This window comes from Pseudomonas sp. NPDC077408 (assembly GCF_050269105.1).
Classification (GTDB): domain Bacteria; phylum Pseudomonadota; class Gammaproteobacteria; order Pseudomonadales; family Pseudomonadaceae; genus Stutzerimonas.
The window spans coordinates 660,321-683,742 of sequence record NZ_JBNNHS010000001.1 but is presented as its reverse complement, the minus strand read 5'-3'; the positions used below and the strand labels follow the sequence as shown (position 1 = coordinate 683,742).

Here is a 23,422-nt window from a genome sequence, read left to right as displayed (position 1 = left end):
CGCTTCCATGGATAAGACGTCGGATATTTGAGTATCAAGGGTCCGGTAAAGGCACAGCACTGCCATGCCCGTATCGCCGACTGGGCAGCCCATCACAGGGGCAACTGCCCGAACGCCCAGCGCAACAGAAAAAAGAACAGCAGCCCGCCCGCGATGGTCGCCAGCAGGTTCCGGGTCAAGGCCGCAATCAGGATCGACAGCACACCCGCCAGCAGGTAGGCGTTGTGCCAGTCCAGCGCCCATTCGCCGGCTGGCATCAACATCCCTGGCACTACGATGGCGGTCAGCACCGCGACGGGTACGTAATGCAGCCCCTGCTCCACCAGGCGAGGAAAGCGCAGGTTGGGCCAGGCGAAGAAGCTGTATCGAGTCAGAAAGGTGATAACCAGCATTCCCAGGATCAGCAACCAGATCTGCATCAGCACGCCTCCGCTTGAAGCTGGCGCTCGGCCCGTCGCTCGAGCCAGACGCCAACGATAATGCCGGCCAGCGCTGCAGCGATCAGGCCGAGCTTGTAGGGCAGTTCCCATGTCAGCAGCGCGACGCCCGCTGCCACAAGCGCTGATGCGACCTGCGGGCGGGTGCGCATCATGGGTACGGCAATGCCGATAAAGGTGGCAATCATGGCGAAGTCCAGGCCCCAGCTGGCAACGTTGGGCACAGCCTGGCCAAAGGCGATACCGGCAAGCGTTGCCAGCTGCCAGCTCAAATACATGGTCAGGCCAGCGCCGAGGAAGAACCAGTGTTTATACGGCGAAGCGTCATCGCGAGCATAACGATGCTGGATGACGGCAAAGGCTTCATCGGTCAGCCAGAACGCCAGCGGCACGCGCCAGCGGCTCGGCAAATGCCGGACGAAAGGCTGCATCGAAGCGCTATAAAGCGCATGCCGCAGGTTGACCACGAAGGTCGTGAGTAACACCACCGCTGCACCCACACCACCGGTAATCAAGGTAATGGCGATGAATTGCGCCGAGCCGGCGAATACCAGCGCGGACATACCCATGGCCTGCCAGCTAGACAGCCCTGCACCAATAGCCAGCGTTCCGAAAATGATGCCAAAGGGAATGGCGCCGACGATCAGCGGCAGGATATCGCGGCAGCCATGCAAGAACTCTTGCGAGCGGGACATCGGGGCTCCTTAGATATGCACCGCAAACGATGATGAGCTACGCACCGCCGTCTGGGCCGGAGCATAGGGAAAGGTTGAAGACAAGCTGATGAACGCTGACATAGCGCTCCTGAAGGGACCCAACATTACCCCAAGTCGAGCCCCAAGGGCGATGGCCGGCACACGGGGTTTTGGTTGCCCAGGCCGAAATCAAAAGGCCGAACCGGGCCTGGCCGGCCCATGCGGGTTCAGCGCGTGGCGGGCTCGAGCAAGCGCTTGACGGCCGGCCATTCGCGGTCGGTGATGCTGTACAGCACGGTGTCATCCAGGCGACCGTCGGCGAGTCGCCGGTGATTGCGCAAGAGTCCTTCACGTTGTGCACCCAGCTTTTCGATCGCGCGCTGAGAGCGCATGTTGCTTGCCGCCGTCTTCAGCTGCAGGCGCACCAGGTGCCAGTCTTCGAAAGCATGCTTGAGCAGTAGGTGCTTGATCGATCCGTTGAGGCCGCTGCCATGCTCGGCCTTGTCGATCCAGGTCCAACCCAGTTCTGCAGCAGGCAATGCCGGGTTGAAGTCGGCGAAGCGGGTCGTGCCCACGATGCGCTCGGCCATGCGCAGGGTGAACACCACGGCACGACCCTGGCGTTGTTCGGTCACGGCCAGGCGATACCAATCGGGGCGCAAGGGCCCGTTCAGGTAGATCAGTTCGTCGCGGTTGTGCTCGGCCAGTTCGACCAAGGCCGGAATGTCGGCTTCTACCAGCGGCTCCAACCGTAGGGCGCCCCGCTGTAAGGTGACCGGACCCGGCGTGAACATCAGTTTTTCTCCAGACTTGAACGGAATGAGGCCCTGTTGTGATCGCAGGGGCAGCAGTAAGTGCCCCGGTCATTAATGGGCCAGCGCGACGCGGTCAAACGGTCGTCAGTCTAGTGGCTCGCTTCGGATCAACGGCACCCGGACCGCGCTGAAGCTGCAAATCACCAGACCCGGCATGCAGATTGTCTAGCGCAGTGCTTTGCGGCGGATTCAGTCGTGTTTGCCCAGCTCATGCGACCATGGTCGCAGCCGCAACACGCCGCCCCGTTTTACTGCGAAACTTTACCCTTTCAAGTATTCAACAAGCGGTAGCTTCCGGCCATCGAAACCTGCTGAGCCTGGGCAGCCCCAAGCACCATCCCGGTAGTCACCATTCATTGGCTGTCCCTGACGCGCAGCTCCAGTGGTCAGGCTGCCTACCGGCGACGGTGAACGCTGCCCGGCCTGGCATGGATCGACCACTCTGTGGAAACGGCCAGGCTGGAGCCCGCTTACTTATGTACATCTGGAGTTCGCATGTCGTTGTCCGGTGGGCTGATTGCGCTGGTCGCCCTCACTTATATGGCCGTGCTGTTTGCCATTGCCTTTTACGGGGATCGCAACCGCAGCCAGTTGTCGCCGCGGGTTCGTGCCTGGGTTTATAGCCTGTCGCTGGCGGTCTATTGCACCAGCTGGACCTTCTTCGGCGCGGTCGGCCAGGCGGCTGAACAACTCTGGGCCTTCTTGCCGATCTACCTTGGTCCGATTCTGCTGATGCTGCTGGCGCCGCAGGTCATCCAGAAGATGATCATGATCAGCAAGCAGGAAAATATCACTTCGATTGCAGACTTCATCGCCGCGCGCTACGGCAAATCGCAACCGTTGGCGGTGGTGGTGACACTCATCTGCCTGGTCGGCGTGCTGCCCTACATCGCGTTGCAGCTCAAGGGCATCGTCCTCGGCGTGAACCTGCTGGTGGGCAACGAGGGCGAGGCCGCGGCCGGCTCCGGCGCGCAGGACACGGCGCTGATCGTATCGATGGTGCTGGCGCTGTTCACCATTCTGTTTGGCACCCGAAACCTGGACGTGACCGAGCACCACCGCGGCATGGTCCTGGCCATCGCTTTCGAGTCGTTGGTCAAGCTGTTTGCCTTCCTCGCGATCGGTGCCTTCGTCACCTTTGGTCTGTTTGATGGGTTTGGCGACCTGTTCAACCGGGCTCACGATGCCCCCGAACTCTCGGAGTTCTGGCAGGAAACGGTGAACTGGCCAGCCATGATGGTGCAGACCACGGTCGCGCTGATGGCCATCGTTTGCCTGCCACGCCAGTTCCACGTGACGGTGGTGGAAAACATCGAACCGCACGATTTTCGCCTGGCCCGCTGGGTGTTCCCGTTGTATCTGGTACTGGCCGCCGTGTTCGTCATCCCGATCGCCCTGGCGGGCCAGCTGCTGTTGCCCAGCGGCGTCAGCCCGGACTCCTTCGTGATCAGCCTGCCACTGGCCGAGTCCCATCCTGCCCTGGCGCTGCTGGCGTTCATTGGCGGCGCGTCGGCCGCGACCGGCATGGTGATCGTGGCGAGCGTGGCGCTGTCGACCATGGTGTCCAACGACATGCTGCTGCCCTGGTTGTTGCGTCGCAAGGAAGCCGAGCAACCATTCGAAGTGTTCCGCCACTGGATGCTCTCGGTGCGCCGGATCAGCATCGTCGCGATCCTGCTGCTGGCCTATGTCAGCTATCGCCTGCTGGGCTCCAGCGCGAGCCTGGCGACCATTGGCCAGATCGCCTTTGCCGCGCTCACCCAGTTGGCCCCGGCCATGGTCGGCGCGCTGTATTGGAAGCAGGCTAACCGCCGCGGTGTGTTTGCTGGCCTCACCGCAGGCGGACTGATCTGGCTTTACACGCTGATTCTGCCGCTGCTCGGCTGGCCGCTGGAAATGTTTCCTGGCCTGCAGTGGATGTACACAACCGATCTGCCATTCAATACCAGCGCGTTGACGCTTGGCGTCACCCTGTCGCTGGTGGGCAACGCGACGCTGTTCTTCTGGGTGTCAATCCTGTCGCAGACACGTGTCGCCGAACACTGGCAGGCCAGCCGTTTCATCGGACAGGAAATCCACCCCACGGCCAGCAGCCGCCGGCTGCTGGCCGTGCAGGTCGAGGATCTGCTCCTGCTGGCCTCACGCTTCGTCGGCGCCGAGCGCGCCGAACTCAGCTTCCAGCGCTTTGCCCGGCGTCACGGCCATGATTACTCACCCCGACAGCAGGCCGACGGTCAATGGATCGCCCATACCGAGCGATTGTTGGCCGGTGTGCTGGGCGCCTCGTCCACCCGTGCCGTGGTCAAGGCCGCGCTGGAAGGCCGCGACATGCAGGTCGATGACGTTGTGCGCATTGTCGGCGAAGCATCGGAAGTGCTGCAGTTCAACCGCGCGCTGCTGCAAGGCGCGATCGAGAACATCACTCAGGGCATCAGCGTGGTCGACCAGTCGCTACGGCTGGTGGCCTGGAACCACCGCTACTTAGAAATGTTCGAGTACCCGGACGGGCTGGTCTACATTGGCCGGCCCATCGCCGACATCATCCGCTACAACGCCGAGCGTGGGCTCTGCGGGCCTGGCGACCCGGACACCCACGTAGCCAAGCGGCTGTACTGGATGCGCCAGGGCCGCGCGCACACCTCGGAGCGCACCTTCCCTAACGGCCGGGTGGTCGAACTGATCGGTAACCCCATGCCCGGCGGCGGCTTCGTCATGAGCTTCAGTGACATCACCGCCTACCGCGACGCCGAACGCGCCCTCAAGGATGCCAACGAAGGCCTCGAACAGCGCGTCAGCGAGCGCACCCATGAATTGTCCAAACTGAACAAGGCGCTGACGGCCGCCAAGAGCGCGGCCGAGGCGGCCAGCCAATCGAAGACGCGTTTCCTTGCCGCGGTCAGCCATGACCTGATGCAGCCCCTGAATGCGGCGCGACTGTTTTCCGCCGCCCTGTCACACCAACACGATGCGCTGCCAGCGGAAGCCCGGGATCTGGTTCGGCATCTGGACAGCTCTTTGCGCTCGGCCGAAGACCTGATCTCCGACCTGCTCGATATCTCGCGCCTGGAAAATGGTCGCATCACCCCCGACCGTAACCCCTTCCCACTTGCGACCCTGTTCGACACGCTGACCACGGAGTTCACCATGCTCGCCGCCGAACAAGGCGTCGATTTCAGGGTGCATGGCAGCCGACTGCGGGTCGACAGCGACATCCGCCTGCTGCGCCGGGTGCTGCAGAACTTCCTCACCAATGCCTTCCGCTACGCCAAAGGTCGCGTGGTGCTAGGGGTGCGTCGCCAGGGCTCTTCCTTGCGTCTCGAGGTCTGGGACCACGGCCCGGGCATCGCCGAAGACAAGCTGCGAGTGATCTTCGAGGAGTTCAAACGTCTGGACAGCCATCAGACGCGCGCCGAGAAAGGGCTGGGACTGGGTCTGGCGATTGCGGACGGCTTCTGCCAGGTCCTCAACCATCCGCTGGCGGTGCGCTCCTGGCCTGGCAAAGGAAGTGTATTCAGCGTGACGGTACCGATCGCCAGCCAGGTGCTCCGGCAGGTCACCAGCAATGGCAACGGCGAAGCGCAGCAAACCGCTCTGACCGGCATCCAGGTGCTGTGCATCGACAACGAAGACAGCATTCTGGTGGGCATGAACAGCCTGTTGTCGCGCTGGGGCTGCCAGGTCTGGACGGCCAGTAACCGGGCCGAATGCGAGGCACTGCTGCGTGAGGACGTGCGCCCGCAACTGGTGCTGGTCGACTACCACCTGGATCACGGTGAGACCGGTTCGGAACTGATGGCCTGGCTGCGCACCCGCCTCGGCGAACCGGTGCCCGGAGTGGTGATCAGTGCAGACGGACGTCCGGAGCTGATCGCGGCGATCCATGCGGCAGGGCTGGATTTTCTCGCCAAACCGGTCAAGCCAGCAGCGTTGCGCGCACTGATGAGCCGCCACGTTCCGCTGCATTGACGTCGCGTTGCGCCAACGCAAACCGCGGCCGCAGCGAGACGGCTAGACTGGTCTCATTAGAAGTTGCCGACGGCCTTTGCCCATGACCCTCGAATTATTGTTGAACCTAGCAACCGCTCTCGGCGTTGGCCTACTGATCGGTACAGAACGCAGCTGGAGCGGCGGTGATAGAGACGGCCAGGAGATGGCCGGCATCCGCACCTTCGGCCTTACCGGGCTGTTCGGCGGCCTGGCTGCGCTGAGCGCCAGTCATTTCGGTACGCCCGCCTGGATCGCAATGTTCGTCGTGCTGGCCTTGCTGACAATCGCCGGCTACGTGATCGAGTCCCGCACCAATACTGATCGTGGCATGACCACCGAGATGGCGCTGCTACTGACCTTCCTGCTTGGCAGCCTGGCCGTGGCCGAAAGTCGCTTGCTGGCCGCGGCTGTGGCGGTCGTGGTGGCCTTGCTGTTGAGCCTGAAAGCGCGACTGCACGGCGCGCTGCACAAGCTAAACGAAGCGGAACTGAGCGGCGTGCTGAAGCTGCTGTTCATTTCCGTGGTGCTGCTGCCCGCACTGCCGAATCAGGGGTATGGGCCCTGGCAGGCGTTCAACCCCTATACCACCTGGTGGATGGTGGTGCTGATAGCCGGTATTGGCTTTGCTGCCTATGTCGCCATCCGTCTGTTGGGCACCCGCCACGGATTGATGATCACGGCACTGCTGGGCGGCATCGTTTCCTCCACAGCGATGACCATCACCCTCGCTCGCCTGGACTCGGGGAAAATGCGCCACGCCCTGGCCGCGGGCCTGCTGGCAACCTCGGCGCTGATGTTCCCGCGGGTACTGCTGGAAGTCGGGGTGATCAATAGGACGTTACTGCCGGCCTTGCTCGCGCCCATGCTGACGGCCGGCCTGATCTACGCCGCCGGCGCCTTGTTCTACTACTTGCGCGCCGGCCAGCAGCCCGACAACGCCGCCGAGCCACCGTTGAAGAACCCGTTCGAACTGGGTCCGGCGCTTCGTTTTGCCGGCCTGCTCGTACTCATCCTGTTCCTTGTCGAAGGCGCGCAAAGGGGGCTGGGCGACGCGGGGGTCTATCTGATTGCTTTGCTGTCCGGTCTCACCGATGTGGATGCAATCACCCTGTCGCTGGCCAACAGCGCCCGGACCGATCTGGCTGAACAGGTCGCGGTGCGTGGCATCTTTCTCGCGGCGCTGAGCAACAGTCTGGTCAAGGGAGGCCTGATCGTCTTTATCGGCGGCCGCGCCCTGGCGATGCTGACCCTACCGTTCATGTTCAGCGGTTTGCTCGCCGGGCTGGCGGTGTTGTGGCTGCTGTGACGCTAAATACGCGCGCTACTCCTCAGCTTCTAGCGGCAGCTCGGCCCCGGCACGCTCGAGCCAATCGGACGGCAGCCGCTTGCTCGCCCGCGCGCCCAACAGCTTGAGCTGTTCGGCGCGCCCCACCAGATTTCCGCGCCCGTCGGTGAGCTTGTTACGTGCCCCCAGGTAGGCCTTGTCCAACTGCTGCAGCCGCGTACCGATCTCGTCGAGATCCTGGATGAACGCGGCGAACTTGTCGTACAGCCCCCCTGCCCGCTCGGCGATCTCACGAGCATTCTGGCTTTGCCGCTCTTGGCGCCAGAGGCTGTCGATCACCCTTAGCGTCGCCAGCAGGGTTGTTGGGCTGACGATCACAATGTGCTTGCTGTAGGCATCCTGAAACAGCTCGGGGTCGGCTTGTAGCGCCGCTGCGAACGCCGCTTCGATGGGCACGAAAAGCAGGACGAAATCCAGGCTCTGTAGCCCTTCGAGGCGCTGGTAGTCCTTGAGTGACAAGCCTTTCAGGTGATTGCGCAACGACAGGACGTGCTGCTTGAGCGCCAGAGCGCGGCTGCCCTCGTCTTCGGCGCAGATCAGCGCCTGGTAGGCCGTGAGGCTGACCTTGGCGTCCACCACCACTTGCTTGTCGCCGGGCAGCTGGATCAACACGTCAGGCTGGAAGCGCTCGCCATCGGCGCTCTTGAGACTGACCTGGGTGTGGTATTCGCGGCCCTTTTCAAGCCCGGCATGCTCGAGCACCCGCTCGAGGATCAGCTCGCCCCAGTTACCTTGGGTCTTCTGCCCCTGCAGGGCGCGGGTCAGGTTGGTCGCTTCGTCGCCGAGGCGCTGGTTGAGTTGCTGCAGCCGCTCGAGCTCCTTGGCCAGGGAAAAACGCTCGCGCGCCTCGTTCTGGTAGCTCTCCTCGACACGCTTTTCGAATGACTGGATGCGCTCCTTCAACGGATCGAGCAGCTGGCCCAGCCGCTCATGACTGGTCTCGGCAAAACGCTGCTCACGCTCTTCGAAGATCTTGCCTGCAAGCTCGGCAAACTGCGCGCGCAGTTCATCGCGGGCACCCTGAAGATCTGTGAGGCGCTGTTCGTGGGTCTTCTGTTGTTCATTCAGCTCGGCCGTTACGGCCGCATGGGCAGCGCTCAGTGCGCGAAGCTCGGCCTGCTGCGCGTCGCGCTCGGCTTGCAGGTCATCAAGGGTTTCGCGGGTTTCGAGGCGCTGTGCCTGCAACCATTCGGACTCACGGCGCAAGACAGCAGCTTCTGATTGCAGAGCGGCGCGGGATTCGTGGAGATCTGCCTGATCCTGGCGGCTGGTTTCCAGCTGTGCACTCAAGCCTTCCTGCGCCATCAGAGCCTGGCTAAGCCGCTCTTCGAGCAGCGACAGTTCAGCCTGCTGCTGAGACAGGCGCCGCTGCAGCAGCACCGCTACAGTGACCAGTACCAGGCAGAGCGCGCCTAGAGCAGCGGATAAATAGAGGGGATCGAGAGGCATGAACGGCTCCGGCTGAATTGCCGGGCAGTATAGCCAGCATGACCCTGCAGGTCAGGCCGGCCCGTCTGCGATGCAGCTTTTAGCGCGTGGCAATCAGCCGAGAAAGTAGGCGCGAGGCTTCGACCGAGCCTTGGGCTGCAGCCTGCTCCAACCAGTGACGCGCCTTGGTCAGCTCTTGGTACTGCCCGTGGAAGTACAGCTGACCCAGCTCGAATTGCGCCTGACGATCGCCGGCGCGAGCGGCTTGGCGCAGCAACTCGAAACCGATGCGACGATCACGCTGGCTATCGCAATCGTGGCAGAGCAACCGTCCCAGGCGGCTCTGCGCTTCAACCACACCTTCGAGTGCCGGCTGCTTGAGCATCCGACCGGCGATGCGTTTGACACTCTTGGCCTGTCCTAGACGCTGGCTGTCCAGCAGCCACAACGCCATGCGCATCGGCAGGCGTGGAGAAGATGAAGTGCTCTCGAGCGAGCTCGAGGCGAGTGGACGCGTTCTCATGGTCACCGAATGGTTCGGGGGGACAAGGGCGCGCACTCTACTCCTTTTTTCACAGAGTTAAAGTCTTGCAAAAATTCGAAATACACGATCTGGATCACACAAATTTTTAATCCACAGAAGCTGTGGATAACTCTGTGGGCAAACAGGTTACAAATTCCCCTAGCGCCTGTGGTTAGCGGGCTGCAGTTAAACTGGCGGTTTTTTCGCCAATGTAAAAAACCTTTATTTTTCAGTAGGTTATTGTCGATATAAGCTTCCGCTTGATTTGCGACAGATTGTCATAAGCGCTTGACAAGGCTCGACAGCGAATGTGCACAAGTTTGGCGCAACCTTCTCGAAACGCCCGTCTGGGCACGTCCCTCCAGCGTTTCGCGGTATGGCAAGGAACTTTCCGTTCCCAGTTCGGTCTCGACGACCTCGCTTCGTGAGGCGGTCGCAAGCGCGCAACGACCGGCCTATGCTTACGCATCGATTTTCAGCGGAACGGGTCATGACGAAGCGGCGGACAATCCTTGTCTGGGCGGTTGCCGGCCTGGCTCTGCTCGTTCTGGGGTTCGGGTTTTACGGTGGCTTCCGCTGGCAGCAACTCAAGCGCGACCTCGGAATTGTCACGCTCGATGTGAGCGGGGTGCGCCTGACGCTCGACCATTTTGCCGTGCGGCAGATGGTCCTCGTCCGGCAGCCATCAGCCGACGAACGGCTCGAAGTGACACTCGACAATCTGCGCCTCGACTTTGCAGACGGTTGGCGACTGCTGCCGCTTCGGTCACTGAGCATCGAGCGCCTCGACGCCCAATGGCAGCCCGCTGCCAGCAAGAACGACGACAACCAGCCCCTCTCTTTACCCGACCCTGAGCAACTGAACGACTGGTCGGCTTGGCTGCCCCGACAAGGACAGATCGCTTCGCTGGACTTGACTGTGCCCTGTGCAAGCGGGACCTGCCGGGCCCAGGGGCAACTTGGCTGGCAGCTTGGCGAGGAGGAGCTGCTTCCCGCCACCCTCGACCTGCAGCTGGACCACCAGCCGCATCGCCTGGCCTTGGCGCTGCACGCGTATGAACAAGACAGCGACACCCATCTGGACCTCGGCTTGCAGCTGGACGGCCAGCAGCGCTTGAGCATGCAAAACCAACTGACAGCACAGACCGATTCGACGTTCTGGCGCGGTACCTTGGCGATGAACGAGTTGCCAGAAGCGCCGTGGCTGCTGGCCTGGTTGAACGAATGGCTGGCCTATACGCCGCCCGCGTTGCCGACACTACCCGAGCAGATGCGGATCGGCGCCGGCTGGGCACTGCAACTCGACACGCAAACCCTGGCGGAGGATTGGCAGGCACTGAATGGCGAGCTGCGATTATCGGCGAATCTACCGGCGCCCTGGCCCGTGGTCGGGCTTGGCCAGCTACAGGGCCAGCTGGACTTGAGCCTTCTTGCCGATGACGGCCTGTGGATACCAACCGAGCTGGCCGGCGATGTCACCCTGCAGCCGGCCGCGGATCTGTTCGCGGCGTTGCCGGCACAGCTGCGGCCCAGTGCCGTGAGTCTCAAGATCATACCGACAGAGGCTGACGAGGCGACTCAGGCGCTGCCCTTGAGCGTGCAGCTGTCTGCCAGCGGCCCCTCGCCTGTGACGCTGGATACGCGTCTCGTACTGGCAACCGCTGTGCCCTATGCGGCGACCTTCGACCAAACCCGGCTCACGCTGCGCAGCCCGACGATGACAGAGGCGGACTTCAGCCTGCAGGGGCTCGAAGCAGATCTACGGCTGAGCGGGCGGGTTTCGCAGCAGGGCGCCACCATTCGCTTCGACAAAAATTCAAGGCTGCGAGTAGAGAGCCTGTCAGCCGCGTCAGGCCTGACCGCCAGCAAGCTGATGCTGCAGCTGGCGGGAATCGGGGTGGAAGCAGGCTTCGCCGAGGGCGAACTGCAACGTTTGGCGATCACCGGCAAGCCCGCTGTAACGGCCAGTGAAGTAAAGCAGCCGGCCTTGCGTCCGCAGGGCTGGCGCTGGAGCGGCACGCTCAATGCGGACCTATCGCAGGTCTCCCTCGACGGCCCGCTGGGCAACGATGGCGGCCTCAGCCTGCCAGTGGCGCTGAGCCACACCTGGGCCAGTAGCGCGACTCGCCTCAACGTTATCCTGCCTGAGCTGTTCCTGCGCGCCGGTAACCCACTGGCCGCGACTTTCGCCGACTGGCCGCCCTTGCTGGAGCTGAACAACGGACGCCTGCAGGGGCAGGCACAACTCAACCTGCCGGGCAGCGGCCCACTCGCAGCGTCGGCCAAGCTCAGCGCCAAGGGGCTCGGCGGCATTTATGATCGCACCGAATTGAGCGGGCTCGACGTAGAGATTTCGGCCGCGTTACGGCGCGATCAGCTGCGGTTGGACGTGACGGAACTGACCCTGCGCGAGGCCAATCCGGGCTTCACGTTCGGCCCCTTGCGCTTCGCCGGTGAATACGCGGGCCCGCTCTACAACCTCGATCAAGGCCGCCTGGCCTGGAGTATCGCCGAGGTGCGGCTGCTGGGCGGTCGGCTATGGCTGGAACCGGGTATGGCTGACCTTGGGTCGGGCACGCAGCAGTTGAAAGCGCACCTGCGCGGGCTGCAATTGCCGTTATTGCTCGAAGCCTATCCCGCCGAAGGGCTATCCGGCACAGGCGTGATCGATGGCGAGCTGCAGCTGCAGCGCAGTGAAGCCGGAATCAGCATCGAACAAGGCTCGCTGCAGGCACGCGAGCCTGGCGGCGCGCTGCAATTCCGCTCGCCGAAAATCCAGGCATTGGGCCAAGCCAACCCGGCGATGCGCCTGGTCACCGAGGCGCTGGATGACTTCCACTACGATCTGCTCGCCAGCGATGTGCACTATGCCGCCGACGGCACACTCGACCTGGGCCTCAAGCTGCACGGTCGCAACCCCGCGCTGGAAGGCGGCCGCCCTATCAATTTTTCAATCAACCTCGAGGAAGACATTCCCGCCCTGCTAACCAGCCTCCAATTGTCTGATCGTGTCAGCGAAACCATTCAACGGCGCGTGCAGGAGCGCCTCAGATGAGGCAATGTAGCGGCGACCTCGATCTGGAGAACACCGTCATGCGGTTGTGCCATCCCATCAGCATTCTGGCGCTGGCCCTGCTGGCCACTGCCTGTACCCCACGCGTTGAGCTGGCCGTGCCCAACGAGCCGATCAACATCAATCTCAACGTGAAAATCGAGCACGAGATCTACATCAAGGTCGACAAGCAACTCGACTCGATCATCAACGAAGACAGCGGTCTGTTCTGAGGAGCCTTATGAAGACCTATCTGAAACTCGGAACCCTGCTTGTGGCGCTGTGCCTTGCGCTGCCGGCTGCCGCCATGTCGCTCAACGAGGCCATGTCCGCACTCGGCCAGGCCAAGGCCAGCGGCCAGCTCGGCGAGAAACCCGACGGCTATCTCGGCGTCGTGCAGAGCGGCGGGCAAGCCGAAGAAATCGCCAGTCAGATCAACCAGGCCCGACGCGCCGAGTACTATCGCTTGGCGCAGAAGAACGGCATCGGCGTCGCAGACGTGGAAGCCATTGCCGGTAAGAAGGCCATCGAAAAAACCCCGCCTGGCCAGATCATCCTGCTAAACGGCAGCTGGGTTAGGAAGTAAGTGAAGCCTTCGCGGGGGGCACTCGCTCCCCGCTTGATTCTCAAAACCAGGTCGAGACCGTCAGCGAGCCGAACTGGTCATGATTGGCCTGGCCATTGAATTCACGCGTCCGCCAGACCCTGGCAAAGGCCAGTTGCCAGCTGTTCCAGGTGAGCGCTATACCAGCCTTGGCGTCACCCACCCATTCGTTCGGGTCCACTGAATGACTGCTTTTCCAGGTGTTACCCTCAAGCAGCATGTTCTGCGCCATATAGCGCCCTTCGACATCGGCGAAAAGGCTCCAGGCGAAGCCGCCGCCCTGATCGAAGAACATGCTGCCGCTCTGTGCCGGCGCCACTGCCGGAATGCTGAAACTGCGCTCTAGTCGCTGCCCGATGCGCAACCCGAACCCCGCAGAGCCGTAGGTGTAGAGATTGCCTAGCGCAAAGCCGGCGCTCGGACCGTACTCGAACTCCAGACCGCCAAGGCGCTGCTGACCCCACCAGCGGTAGTGGTACGCAAGGTTGACGAAGGGTTCGTTGCGCAATTGGTTGTCCCAGCCGCGCGGCTCGTCACTGTTGGTGATTTCGTGGACCCGGCGCTGAATCTTTTTGCCCCCAGCTGCCGGGCCGACGATCCCGACATCCAGATGCAGACCGCTGGTGCCGCGCCAGCCTTCATGCTGATCATTCGAGAAAATCGACATGCCAGCAAACAACAGCGCGGCGTAGGGACGGTCGTCCTCGATCAGCTCAGCTCGAGTTATATCGTCCGGCGTGTATAGCTGATGTCCCAGCCGATAGGCGACGTTATCAACCTGATCGGAACTCCAGCCCGGCATCGCCTCGGCGAAACGCCGCGACCAGTGATCGGCGCCAGGCTCGAACGAACGCATCAACTCGAAACCGTTGGTGTAGTGCCCATCGTCAGAAGCAAAAATATCGTTTTCGATTTTCAGCGAGTAGAGGTCCGCCTGGCTCACCAGCGGTGTACAGGAAACGACGACGGCGAGGGACACGCGAGTGCGCAGCTGCGAAATGGCCATAGCCCGACTCCTTGGTTACATGCAGAGAAGTATGTATCAGGATGTTAGAGCAGGGTTGCGGTGCAACGTTCAGCGTGACTGCGGCGCACGAACATGAGTGCGCCGGCAGGCCTCTCATCGCTAACAGCCATCAGGTCCCGATGATGCCGCCATCATCCTTGGTAATAAGCACTGTCGAGGCCCGGGGACGCGTCTTGCCATCGCTGGCCGGAAAGCTCAGCTCGGGGTGCTGCACGTTGATCCACATGGCGCGGCAGTCCGGGCTCCAAGTGATACCGGTGATCTCGCAGCCGCGAGGGCCGACCAGAAAGCGCCGCACCTCGCGGGTGCGCGGGTCAGCACAGAGCAGCTGGTTGGTGCCCATGGCCTGCATCGCGGCCTCCTCGTCGCCGTAGTCGGTTTCAATCCAAAGCCGCCCGGCATTGTCGAACGAGAGCCCGTCGGGCGAAGAAAAGATGTCGCCGTTGATGGTGCCGGTAAGGTTGGGCGGCACCGGCTGCCCGTCTACGCCCTTGGCGCCAGGCTGCTCGCCAGCCAGCAGGAAGACTTCCCAAGTGAAGGCGGTCGCGGTGGGGTCGGCGCCCTCTTCACTCCAGCGCAGGATCTGGCCGTGCAGGTTCACGGGACGCGGGTTGGCCTTGTCGGTGGGCCACTTGATGCCGCGGTTGTCGTTATTGGTGAGGGTTACATAGACCTCGCGGCTACGCGGGTGCACGGCCACCCACTCTGGCCGGTCCATGGGCGTCGCGCCCACGTGGTCGCCAGCGGCGCGGGCGTTGAGCAACACTTCAGCCTGGTCGGCGAAACCGTTCTCGGCGGTCAAACCGTTCTGTCCGTGGACCAGCGCCAGCCACTCGCCGCTGCCATCGGCGTTGAACCGCGCCACGTACAAGGTGCCATCGTCCAGTAGTCGCCGGTTGGCCTGATCATCGCCCGCTATATAACGGCCGCTTGGGACGAATTTGTAGACATATTCGCCCTTGGTGTCGTCGCCGGAATAGAAGGCCATGCGGCCGTCGTCACCCAGCGAAAGAACGGAACACTCGCGGCAGTAGCGACCGAACGCGGTGCGCTTGACCGGCTTGCTCGCTGGATCGAAGGGATCGACCTCGACCACCCAGCCGAAACGGTTTGGCTCATGTACGTGGCCACCATGAGGTTGCGCAGGGTCCGGTGTGGCGTTGAAGCGGGCGTCGGCGGTTTCCCAGCCGTAGAGTTTGCTCAGGCCCTTGCCTTCGATGCCGTATCTCTTGTGCGATACGCGCTTGGCCATGTCCTCGGCGTCATGGTTGACGAAGTAGTTGTGCCAGTTCTCCTCGCAGACCAGATAGGTACCCCAGGGCGTGATGCCGCTGGAACAGTTGTTCAGCGTGCCGATGATTTCGCGGCCGCTGGGATCGGATGCGGTTTTCAGTGCATCGTTGCCGGCCAGCGGGCCGCTCACCGCCATCGGCGTCATGGCCGATATGCGCCGGTTGTAGCGCGACGGCATAACCCGTTGCCATTGGCCCTGTGCATCCTTTTTCACTTCGATGACGCTGACGCCATGAGCTGCCTGCTCTTTGCGCACCTCATCCAGCGGGCGCTTGCCGTCGGTAAACGTCATGCCGTTGGGATGCAGCGGCGGATTGGCGTACTCGTGGTTCATCACCAGCAGGCCGTGGCTGTCCGGATTTTCCGGGAAGGGAAAGAAATGCATGCCGTCATGGTTGTCGCCCGCCTGCTTGAGCTGGGCCTGCCAGTCATCGGTGGCGTCCGGGTTCCACTCCGGAGCGTCGGCCATGACCGCATCGCCCCAGGAAAAGAACGTCCGCGCACTGTAGCCCGGTGCGACCTGCACGCTGTCGAACGCTGGGTCTAGCTGGGTGGGAATACCCTTGAAGCCGATCAGCGACTCAGACTGTACGGCGCTTCGACAGGCGCCCAAGCTGCCACCGAGAAAGCCCAGTGCGGCAAGGCCCATCCCGCCCTTCAGCAGGTTGCGTCGGCTGCGATCGACAAGCTGCTCCAGCGAGACGTTGGCGCTCGGGTTGATGGCCTGATCATCGAGCGCGGAAAGGTTGGCGTGAAAGCTTTGGAAATCCTGTTTCATCATTAACTCGTTAAGCAAATGGGTCTGGTCCGCATCACTGGATGCGGTAGTGAAAGGTGTTTTTGACCTCGGGGACGGTCACGGCGCGACCGTCGACGATCCGAGGTTGGTAGCGAAAACTTTTAGCAGCCGTAAGTGACGGTCGGATAAACAGCGGATGGCAGTCTTCCAGCGCTTTCGGGTTTTCGATCCGCCCCTGTCGGTTGACCGAATAACTGACGGTGCAGGTGCCCTCGATGCCCTTGTCCAACGCCCGCGATGGGTAGTCAGGTGCATCCTTGGCGATGGGCAGATACTGCCGACTGGCAGCCGCTGCGGCTTCGGCTTGGCGCGCGCGTTCTGCAGCGGCCGCCGCTTCGGCACGTGCCGCCTGTTGGCGCTGTTGTTCCTCACGAGCCAGCTGCTCGCGGCGCTGGGCTTCGCGCTGTTGCCGCTCGACTTCGATGCGTTCCTGCCGTTCGCGCTCTAGCTGCTCTTTGCGCTGCTGCTTGGCTCGTTGCTGCTCTTTGACGCGCGCCTCCTCTACCTGTCGCTCCTGCTCGGCGCGCTTGTAGGCCAGCTCGGCCTGTTCCAGGCGCTGCTGTTCGATCTGCGGATCGACCTGCGGTTCCTCGATGACCGTCTCCACCAGCGGCTCCGGGACGGCTGTAGGCTCGGGCTCAATCACAGCCTCCGCCGCCGGCTTGGGTGTCGGCAGGCTAATCAGCTGTGTCTTGAGTACTTGAGTCTGGCTCGGCGCGCTCAGCTCGGGCGTCCAGCCATGCAGCAACAGACCGAACACTCCCGCGTGCAGCGCCAGGGTGACCGCCGCCGCACCGGCATGGCTGCGCCACTGCGTTCGCGCTACCGGGAAGCTGGCTGGCAGCGTCATGCTCAGGCTGCTCATGGCGCAGGCTGCCCAGGTGGCGCCTCGGTGATCAGGCCCAGATTCACCACCCCGCCGCGCTGCAGCTCGGCGATCCCGGCCACCACGCGGCCATAGTCCGCGGCATCATCAGCGCGTACGTAGACCTGGGTATCGCCGCGCTCGGCGATGATCGCCGCGACCTTCTCGCGCATGTCATCGAGGTCGATGGCGCTGTCGGTCTGATCCTCGGCATTCAGCTCGCTGCCCAGGTGCCAGTAGAAGCCGCCGTCAGCCTTTACCGAGAGGGTCAGGATCTGCCGCTCGTTCTCCGTGGGCAGCGCCTCGGCGGCGACCTTGGGCAGTTCGATCTTCACGCCCTGCACCAGCATCGGCGCGGTCACCATGAAGATCACCAGCAGCACCAGCATCACATCGATGTAGGGCACCACATTCATTTCGGCTTTGGGGCCGTGTTTACGCTGCGGTTTGACCAGCATGGCGAAGCTCCTTCAGGCAGCAGCGGCGACGTTGGGCGAGCCGGCATGCAGGCGACGATGCAGGCGCGCCTGCAGCTCGTTGGCGAAGCTGTAGTAACGCGCGCTCAGGGTCTGGCCACGGGCGGAGAAACGGTTGTAGGCCATCACCGCAGGAATAGCCGCGAACAGGCCGATGGCCGTGGCGATCAGCGCTTCCGCAATGCCCGGAGCAACGGTGGAGAGCGTCGCCTGTTGCACCATGGACAGACCAAGGAAGGAATTCATGATCCCCCACACCGTACCGAACAGCCCGATATAAGGGCTGACCGAACCGACGGTGGCGAGGAACTGCAAACCGCCTTCCAAGCGCTCTTCCTGCTCGGAAATCGCGACATAGAGGCTGCGCTCCACCCCCTCGATCACCGCATCCGGCGCGATACCCGGCTGGCGCTGCAGCTGGCTGAATTCCTGATAACCGGCGAGAAAGATGTGCTGCAGGGCCGCCTCCCGGGGCAGCGGCTGATCACTGCCCTCGCGATACAACTGCGTCAGTTCCGCGCCGCTACGAAAGCGCTGCAGGAAGGTTTTCAAAAGGCGTTCGCTGCGGCGCAAGGCCGCGCCACGCTGGATGATGAGGTACCAACTGGCAATCGAGGCCAGCACCAGAATTACCATCACCAGTTGCACCACCAGGCTGGCTTCGCTGACCAGACCCCAGACCGACATGTGTTCACTTTGCATCTGTATTCCTCCGGCCGCCCCGTGGGACGGCACTCGTTGGATCGCTTCGGGCAACGCCTCGATTGCTGCAGGCGTTACCAGAGGGGGTTATGCCAACCGGGCTCAGTCCAGCCCCAGCGCGTCGGCAACCGCTGTCCATGGCAAATACTTGTAGTTCTGAGCCCCTTCGGGCATACGCTTGCGGCCGTCCTGCACCACCAGCATGCCGCGGCTCCAGATACCGCCGAGGTTGGCCGAGGTGACCTCCAGCCCATCGGTTTCCGATGCACCATCGATACCGAGTTCGGCATTCAACCCGACGCGGAAGGCGCCGCGAACGGCGTAGGGGGCGGAGGCATCGAGCACCAGATAGCTGTCGTTGCCCTGACTCGAGATCACCAGGTAATCGGCCTTCTCACCCTGATAGAGCGCCAGACCCTCGACGTCGTCATGCAACGGGCCGCCGACACCGATGACCTTTTCCAGCTTCGCTGGCGCATCGCTACGGGCATCCAGCGTCCAGACCGCCTCGTCTTCCTCACCGACGAAGAGCCGTTGCGTCCGGTCATCGGCCACGCAGCCCTCGGGTTGGCTGCCGACCTTGAACTGCCTTACCAGCTCGCCGCGCGGCGAGCCGCCTGTACCGTCAAGGCGGTACTGTAGAAAGGTGCCGTCCTTGTCGTTGGTGATCGCGTGGATGGCGCCCTGGCGATCCTTGAACATGCACAGGCCATAGATATCCGTGATCGGCGTGGCGATCTGGCCGATGTCGCTCAACTGCCCGCTCGTTGGTTCGATGGCGAACAGGTGCAGGCTGTTGTGATCCCGATTGCTGGCCACGGCGAGGTCAACCTGCTTGCCACCGAGAACAAAGCCAGTGCGCACGTCCACGTTGTTCAACCGTCCGACGGGCAGGTACTGGAGTTGCTTGCCGGCCATGTCGTACACACCGAGCCCGCCCTTCTTGTCGGTGCCCAGCACACGACTTCTGGCGCGGTCGCTTGCGTTGACCCAGATCGCCGGGTCGTCGGCAGCATCGCCGAGGTGCGGCACAGGGTCGGTCTGAACCTGGGCCGGCAACATCGGGATGACAGCCGTCGCGGTGGGCGTTGGAGGCTGCCAATCCAGACGAGCCGCGTGGGCGCCACGCTCATCGGTCAGCAGCAGCTCGACGCCACGCTCGGTCAATCGGGCGCTGATCTGCTCAGGCTCGTCGAAGCCTTCGAGCGGCAGTACCGAATGGCTACGCCAGCTGTCGGCGTCTCGCCCATAAAGGTGCAGCGCGCCTGCTTCCGGGTCTAGCGCCAGCAATCCGCCCGGCACCAATGCCATGCCGGCAGCGGCTTCAGCGATCCCACCGAACGGCTGAACGATGTCCACGGGTTGACGTACGAGCGGTGCTTCAGCATCTGCCGCGTAACGCCAGAGTCCCACGCCTTCTTCGTTGACGATCAGCTCGCCGGTTTGATCATCCACCTGGCAGTAGCCGCTTTCCGGTGGCAGGCTCAGGCCGCGTACGCGCTGCGGCGTCGCAAGTGGGCGCATGTTCGCGGCGACCAGCCATTGCTCGCCGACACCTTCTTCACCGACCAGAAAGAGGAAGCTGTTGCGCGCCGCGTCGCGGAACAAGCACAGCCCCTCGATGGCGAAGTCCGTTCGCGGGATGTACAGCGGCTGACTCCAGCGACGCTGGCGGTCAAGCCCTAGCAACACGGCCTGCTGTCGCTTGCGGTCGAGGGTGGCGATCAGCATGCCCTGCTCACCGACACGATGATCCAGCCCTTCGAAGCGGCCTTTGGAATCGCTGATCACGGCGCCATCGGCGTCGAGTATCTGCAGCCCGCGCGAATCCGGTCGAACGACCAGTCGCGACGCATTCGGCCAGAAATCCGTATTGGCGATCAACTGAGCGTTCACGGCTTCCAGCGGTGCGGCATCCACGATGCTCAGGCTCGGCGATGGCTGCTTGTCGGAGTCGACGCCCGCTCCGGACTGACAGGCCGCAAGCGCAATGCAGAGGCTCAGCAGCATGGGTTTATGCAAAGTCATGTACATGGTTTTTCCAATCAGCAGCCGCTGACCGCCACCATTCCGAAAAGGGGAACAGAGCAGAGGCGGGGCGGCGAATAAGTCGAAAAGAGTCAGAAGTGAGTCAGGGTCAGGCCGAGCTTGTAGGTCGGGCCGTATTCCTCGTACTGGGCGTTGTAGTTGCTGCGCCCGGTGTAAACGAAGTAGGACTCGTCCGTAAGGTTCAACGCCTCGAACGTCACCTGCAGATTCGGCGTGATGAAGTAGCCTGCCTTGAAGTCCACGAACAGCTGATCGTCTGCGTAGAGATCGTGGGCTGCGTCATCGATACCGGCCACTTCGGCCAGGTACTCGGATTTGTAGTTGGCGGCCAGACGCATGTTGAACACGTCATTCTCCCAACCGACCATGAGGTTGCCGACGCTATCGGAGTGGTTTGGCAGGTCGATGCTGCGACGGCTGCCCTGCCCTTCGATCTCTGCATCGGATTTGCTGAAGGTGGCGTTGGCGCCCAGCAGCACGCCATTCCAGGGTGCCGGTAGCCAATCGAGCTTCTGCGAATAGGCCAACTCGACACCGTAGAGCTTGGCGCTGCTGCCGTTCTCGAAACTCAGCGCTTCGTCGAATCCGGTCCATTGGCCCGTGCCGGCCAGATCGGTGTTGTAGATGAAATTGTCGATGTCCTTGTAGAAGAGGTACGCCGACACGGCGCCCGCACGGCCCATGTAGTGCTCGATGCCGAGGTCGTAGTTCATCGACTCCAGTGGCTTGAGGTCCGGGTTGCCAAACTCCGCATCTTCGCCATCGATGACGAAGCCAGGCGCCAGCTGTTCGAACGTCGGGCGCACCACGGTGTTGGTCCAGGCGGCACGGATGAAGGTATCGGGCGTCAGCTCATAGCGCGTATGCAGGCCTGGCAGCCAATGGTCATAACGGTTGTCGCTGGAGACGGCTTCGAACTCACCGTCGCGCAGGCCGGTGCCCTTGGCGCTGAACTCGGTGCCCTCATAGCGCAGGCCGGCGATGATGCGCCACTTGTCCAAGTCCAGGGTGTTCATGAAATACGCCGCGTTGATGTCTTCACTCATGTCGAAGTCGCCGATGCGCGACTCCTCGTCATCGTAGAACTCGCTCGCGTCCAGCCCACCGATCAAGCCTTCCAGCCCACCGGCACTGATGCCCGAGCCGAAGCGGCCCAGCGCGTAGTCGACATTGCCGCTCTGGAAATCGGCCAGGGTCAGGTCGTCGAAATCATCGTAGGCCCAGATCTCGGCGTCGTTGGTCTTGTCGCGCCGGCTGAGCTTGCCACCGAACTTGAGCTGCGAGGCGTAGCCTTGGATGTCGTAATCGCGGGCCAGATCCAGACGGATGTTTTTCTCTTTGTCGCGCGCATCGGTCTTCTCCCACTCCACCTCGTCCAGCTCGAAGCTGGCAGGATCGTAGAAAGACGGGTCGACGGTCAGGCGCGGTTTGCTGGTGCTGGAGAAACCGACGTCAGCGAAGTCACCCTCGAAGGTCGCGCTGGAAATGCCGCCCGGGTTGCGCTCGCGCGCCTCGCTGTAGCCGACCTGACTACTGAGGGTCCAGAGGCCCATCATGCGCTCACCGCCGAACACGTAGGACTGAATGGTCTGGGTTTCCTCGCGGGATTTCAGCTCACGCCAGCCCTCGGCATCGCCCAGCTCGCCGGCCAGTTGCGCATCTTCGAACTCGACCCCGGCTGCGTTACGGGTCTCGGTGTCCTTGAAGCGGCTGTACAGTGTGCGCAGGTAATAGCTGCTGAAGTCGTCTGGCTGGTAATCGAAGTTAAGGCCAAATCCGGTGCGCTCGCGGGTGATCTCGTAATCGCGCTGCTCGAACTCTTCCAGCCGGGCGCCGTCTTCGAAATCCCAGGCGCCACCGGTTTCCACGTTGTCCGAGCCGAAGTCGCGATCCTGCCAACTCAGCGCCGCGGCCACGCCGAAGTTATCGACGCCACCGCCCAGGCTGAAGCGGTTGCTGATGGCACCGGAAAATTTGGGGCTGGTCTCGCCGACGTTCTCGTCGTAGCTGGCTTCGGTGCTGAGGCTGTAGAACAGGCCGTCGTGGTCGAAGGCGGACAGACTTTCCACCTCGATGGTGCCGCCCAGGGAGTTGGCGTCCATGTCCGGCGTGAGGGTCTTGACCACCGAAAGCGACTGCACCAGTTCCGAAGGCAGCACGTCCAGCGCTACCGCGCGGCGACCACTCTCCGGTGAGGGCACCAGGGTGCCGTTGATGGTTACGCTGTTCAGGTCCGGCGCGATGCCGCGCACGCTGACGAAGCGGCCTTCACCCTGATCGCGCTCGACGGAGAGGCCAGGGATGCGCTGCAAGGCTTCGGCGGCGTTGTCATCGGGCAGCTGGCCGATGCCATCGGCATGGACGACGCTTTTCACGCTGTCGGAGTTGCGCTGGTCCCTCAATGCCTCGTCGATGCTGACGGCCTGGCCGATCACCTCGACGTGCTCCATGACAAGCGGCTCCTCGGCCCAGGCCGAACCGGCGCTGACGGCCAGGGCCAGCAGGCTGATGCGGAACCCTGCATGACGGATGCCGCTGCGGTATGTGCTCATGAACAATCCCCCGAACGCTGTTTACCGGGTCCATCCCGGAACTGGAGCGGACGGTAGGGTTGGGATATGGCGGTTCTGTGACAGGTTTTTTTGCTGGGGCGCCAGAGAGGGGGTTATTGGGGTAGTTTGGGGTATGAGGTGAGCCGATATGACCCGCCTTCGGCTCGGACGCAACGCTCAACCCGTAGGGTGGGCTTTAGCCCACCACAAGCACATCGCGACTCCGTCACGGTGGGCTGAAGCCCACCCTACGGTGATGGCGGGGTGACGCATTGGTGGGAGCGCGGGTCGTGCCGCTGGCCGTTTCGGCACGGTCCGGGACGCTGGTTTCGCCCTGCTGGGCGAGTCCCTTTTGGCAGTTGCCCCAAAAGGAACCAAAAGGTCTTGCCCCTACATCCGGGTCTCGCTTCGCGAGACTTCCCTCATTCCATCGCTGCTCCGAGGGTCGCCGCGCAAGGGCCATCCATGGCCCTTCACGGCTCTCGCGGCATCCATGCCGCTCGCCCCTCTAAGCAGCGATTCCATTCAGCCTACTGGAAGGGGCGTTCGGTGGCGTCTGGTAGCTCGTTCTTCAGAAAACAAGCCAAGCGTGTTTGTTTGGCTGTTAAAACTTTCAGGCAACTCGGACCGACTCCCCTTCAGGAGGCCGAGCGTAGGCGCTGCGCAGGGGGACGCGAGGCATGGATGCCGAGCGAGGAGCGATGGGACATGGATGTCCCTTCGCGACGACCCCCGGAGCAGCGCCGAAGCGAGGGAAGTTTTGCGAAGCAAAA

The 23,422-nt window shown here is 62.7% G+C and carries 17 protein-coding genes; 5 read left to right on the top strand and 12 right to left on the bottom strand.

What is annotated here, in order from left to right; all coding sequences use genetic code 11:
- Positions 1-92: 92 nt before the first annotated feature.
- From ACQKEK_RS03490 to ACQKEK_RS03480, 3 genes are all read right to left on the bottom strand, one after another.
- On the bottom strand, positions 93-419 hold the full coding sequence (locus ACQKEK_RS03490) for an AzlD domain-containing protein (protein ID WP_045428637.1): 327 nt from the start codon (positions 417-419) through the stop codon (positions 93-95).
- On the bottom strand, positions 419-1,132 hold the full coding sequence (locus ACQKEK_RS03485; protein ID WP_046161891.1) for an AzlC family ABC transporter permease: 714 nt from the start codon (positions 1,130-1,132) through the stop codon (positions 419-421). Before ACQKEK_RS03485 ends, ACQKEK_RS03490 begins: the two co-directional genes overlap by 1 nt.
- A gap of 227 nt (positions 1,133-1,359) precedes the next feature.
- Positions 1,360-1,926: a GNAT family N-acetyltransferase gene (locus ACQKEK_RS03480; protein ID WP_045428641.1), complete on the bottom strand. Its 567-nt coding sequence runs from the start codon at positions 1,924-1,926 to the stop codon at positions 1,360-1,362.
- Positions 1,927-2,442: 516 nt separating this feature from the next.
- Here ACQKEK_RS03480 and ACQKEK_RS03475 point away from each other — a divergent pair.
- Both ACQKEK_RS03475 and ACQKEK_RS03470 read left to right on the top strand, forming a co-directional pair.
- The gene (locus ACQKEK_RS03475; protein ID WP_046161893.1) at positions 2,443-5,913 is read left to right on the top strand and encodes a hybrid sensor histidine kinase/response regulator; all 3,471 of its coding nucleotides are present in this window, start codon (positions 2,443-2,445) and stop codon (positions 5,911-5,913) included.
- A gap of 82 nt (positions 5,914-5,995) precedes the next feature.
- The gene (locus ACQKEK_RS03470; protein WP_128119357.1) at positions 5,996-7,240 is read left to right on the top strand and encodes an MgtC/SapB family protein; all 1,245 of its coding nucleotides are present in this window, start codon (positions 5,996-5,998) and stop codon (positions 7,238-7,240) included.
- A 15-nt stretch (positions 7,241-7,255) separates the two neighbouring features.
- Here the strand turns inward: ACQKEK_RS03470 and ACQKEK_RS03465 are convergent, their stop codons facing one another.
- Together ACQKEK_RS03465 and ACQKEK_RS03460 are read right to left on the bottom strand one after the other, a co-directional pair.
- Positions 7,256-8,728 carry a DNA recombination protein RmuC gene (locus ACQKEK_RS03465; RefSeq protein ID WP_499141053.1) on the bottom strand — a complete coding sequence of 491 codons (1,473 nt, stop codon included), beginning with the start codon at positions 8,726-8,728 and terminating at the stop codon, positions 7,256-7,258.
- A gap of 79 nt (positions 8,729-8,807) precedes the next feature.
- The gene (locus tag ACQKEK_RS03460) at positions 8,808-9,167 is read right to left on the bottom strand and encodes a tetratricopeptide repeat protein (protein ID WP_499141347.1); all 360 of its coding nucleotides are present in this window, start codon (positions 9,165-9,167) and stop codon (positions 8,808-8,810) included.
- 553 nt (positions 9,168-9,720) lie between these two features.
- Here ACQKEK_RS03460 and ACQKEK_RS03455 point away from each other — a divergent pair.
- Genes ACQKEK_RS03455 through ACQKEK_RS03445 form a run of 3 tightly spaced genes read left to right on the top strand, consistent with a single transcriptional unit; the run spans position 9,721 to position 12,868 of the window.
- Entirely contained in the window at positions 9,721-12,285 is a 2,565-nt protein-coding gene (locus ACQKEK_RS03455; protein ID WP_499141052.1) for an intermembrane phospholipid transport YdbH family protein, read from the top strand.
- A 38-nt stretch (positions 12,286-12,323) separates the two neighbouring features.
- Positions 12,324-12,515 (top strand): YnbE family lipoprotein, encoded by a 192-nt coding sequence (locus tag ACQKEK_RS03450; protein ID WP_045431992.1) that lies wholly within the window; start codon positions 12,324-12,326, stop codon positions 12,513-12,515.
- Positions 12,516-12,523: 8 nt separating this feature from the next.
- Positions 12,524-12,868 carry a YdbL family probable chaperone protein gene (locus ACQKEK_RS03445; RefSeq protein ID WP_128119360.1) on the top strand — a complete coding sequence of 115 codons (345 nt, stop codon included), beginning with the start codon at positions 12,524-12,526 and terminating at the stop codon, positions 12,866-12,868.
- 40 nt (positions 12,869-12,908) lie between these two features.
- Here the strand turns inward: ACQKEK_RS03445 and ACQKEK_RS03440 are convergent, their stop codons facing one another.
- From ACQKEK_RS03440 to ACQKEK_RS03410, 7 genes are all read right to left on the bottom strand, one after another.
- Positions 12,909-13,892, bottom strand: coding sequence for a lipid A deacylase LpxR family protein (locus ACQKEK_RS03440; RefSeq protein ID WP_499141051.1), 984 nt, complete (start codon positions 13,890-13,892; stop codon positions 12,909-12,911).
- Positions 13,893-14,022: 130 nt separating this feature from the next.
- Complete coding sequence (locus ACQKEK_RS03435; RefSeq protein ID WP_499141050.1) at positions 14,023-15,984, bottom strand: PhoX family protein; 1,962 nt, start codon at positions 15,982-15,984, stop codon at positions 14,023-14,025.
- Positions 15,985-16,018: 34 nt separating this feature from the next.
- Positions 16,019-16,870 carry an energy transducer TonB gene (locus ACQKEK_RS03430; RefSeq protein WP_499141049.1) on the bottom strand — a complete coding sequence of 284 codons (852 nt, stop codon included), beginning with the start codon at positions 16,868-16,870 and terminating at the stop codon, positions 16,019-16,021.
- The gene (tolR, locus tag ACQKEK_RS03425) at positions 16,867-17,328 is read right to left on the bottom strand and encodes a protein TolR (RefSeq protein WP_499141048.1); all 462 of its coding nucleotides are present in this window, start codon (positions 17,326-17,328) and stop codon (positions 16,867-16,869) included. The genes ACQKEK_RS03430 and tolR overlap by 4 nt, the downstream gene beginning before the upstream one ends.
- 12 nt (positions 17,329-17,340) lie before the next feature.
- The gene (gene tolQ / locus ACQKEK_RS03420) at positions 17,341-18,054 is read right to left on the bottom strand and encodes a protein TolQ (RefSeq protein WP_499141345.1); all 714 of its coding nucleotides are present in this window, start codon (positions 18,052-18,054) and stop codon (positions 17,341-17,343) included.
- A 96-nt stretch (positions 18,055-18,150) separates the two neighbouring features.
- Positions 18,151-20,082: a phytase gene (locus ACQKEK_RS03415; RefSeq protein ID WP_499141047.1), complete on the bottom strand. Its 1,932-nt coding sequence runs from the start codon at positions 20,080-20,082 to the stop codon at positions 18,151-18,153.
- Positions 20,083-20,168: 86 nt separating this feature from the next.
- Positions 20,169-22,649: a TonB-dependent receptor gene (locus tag ACQKEK_RS03410; protein WP_499141045.1), complete on the bottom strand. Its 2,481-nt coding sequence runs from the start codon at positions 22,647-22,649 to the stop codon at positions 20,169-20,171.
- Between the last annotated feature and the right edge of the window lie 773 nt (positions 22,650-23,422).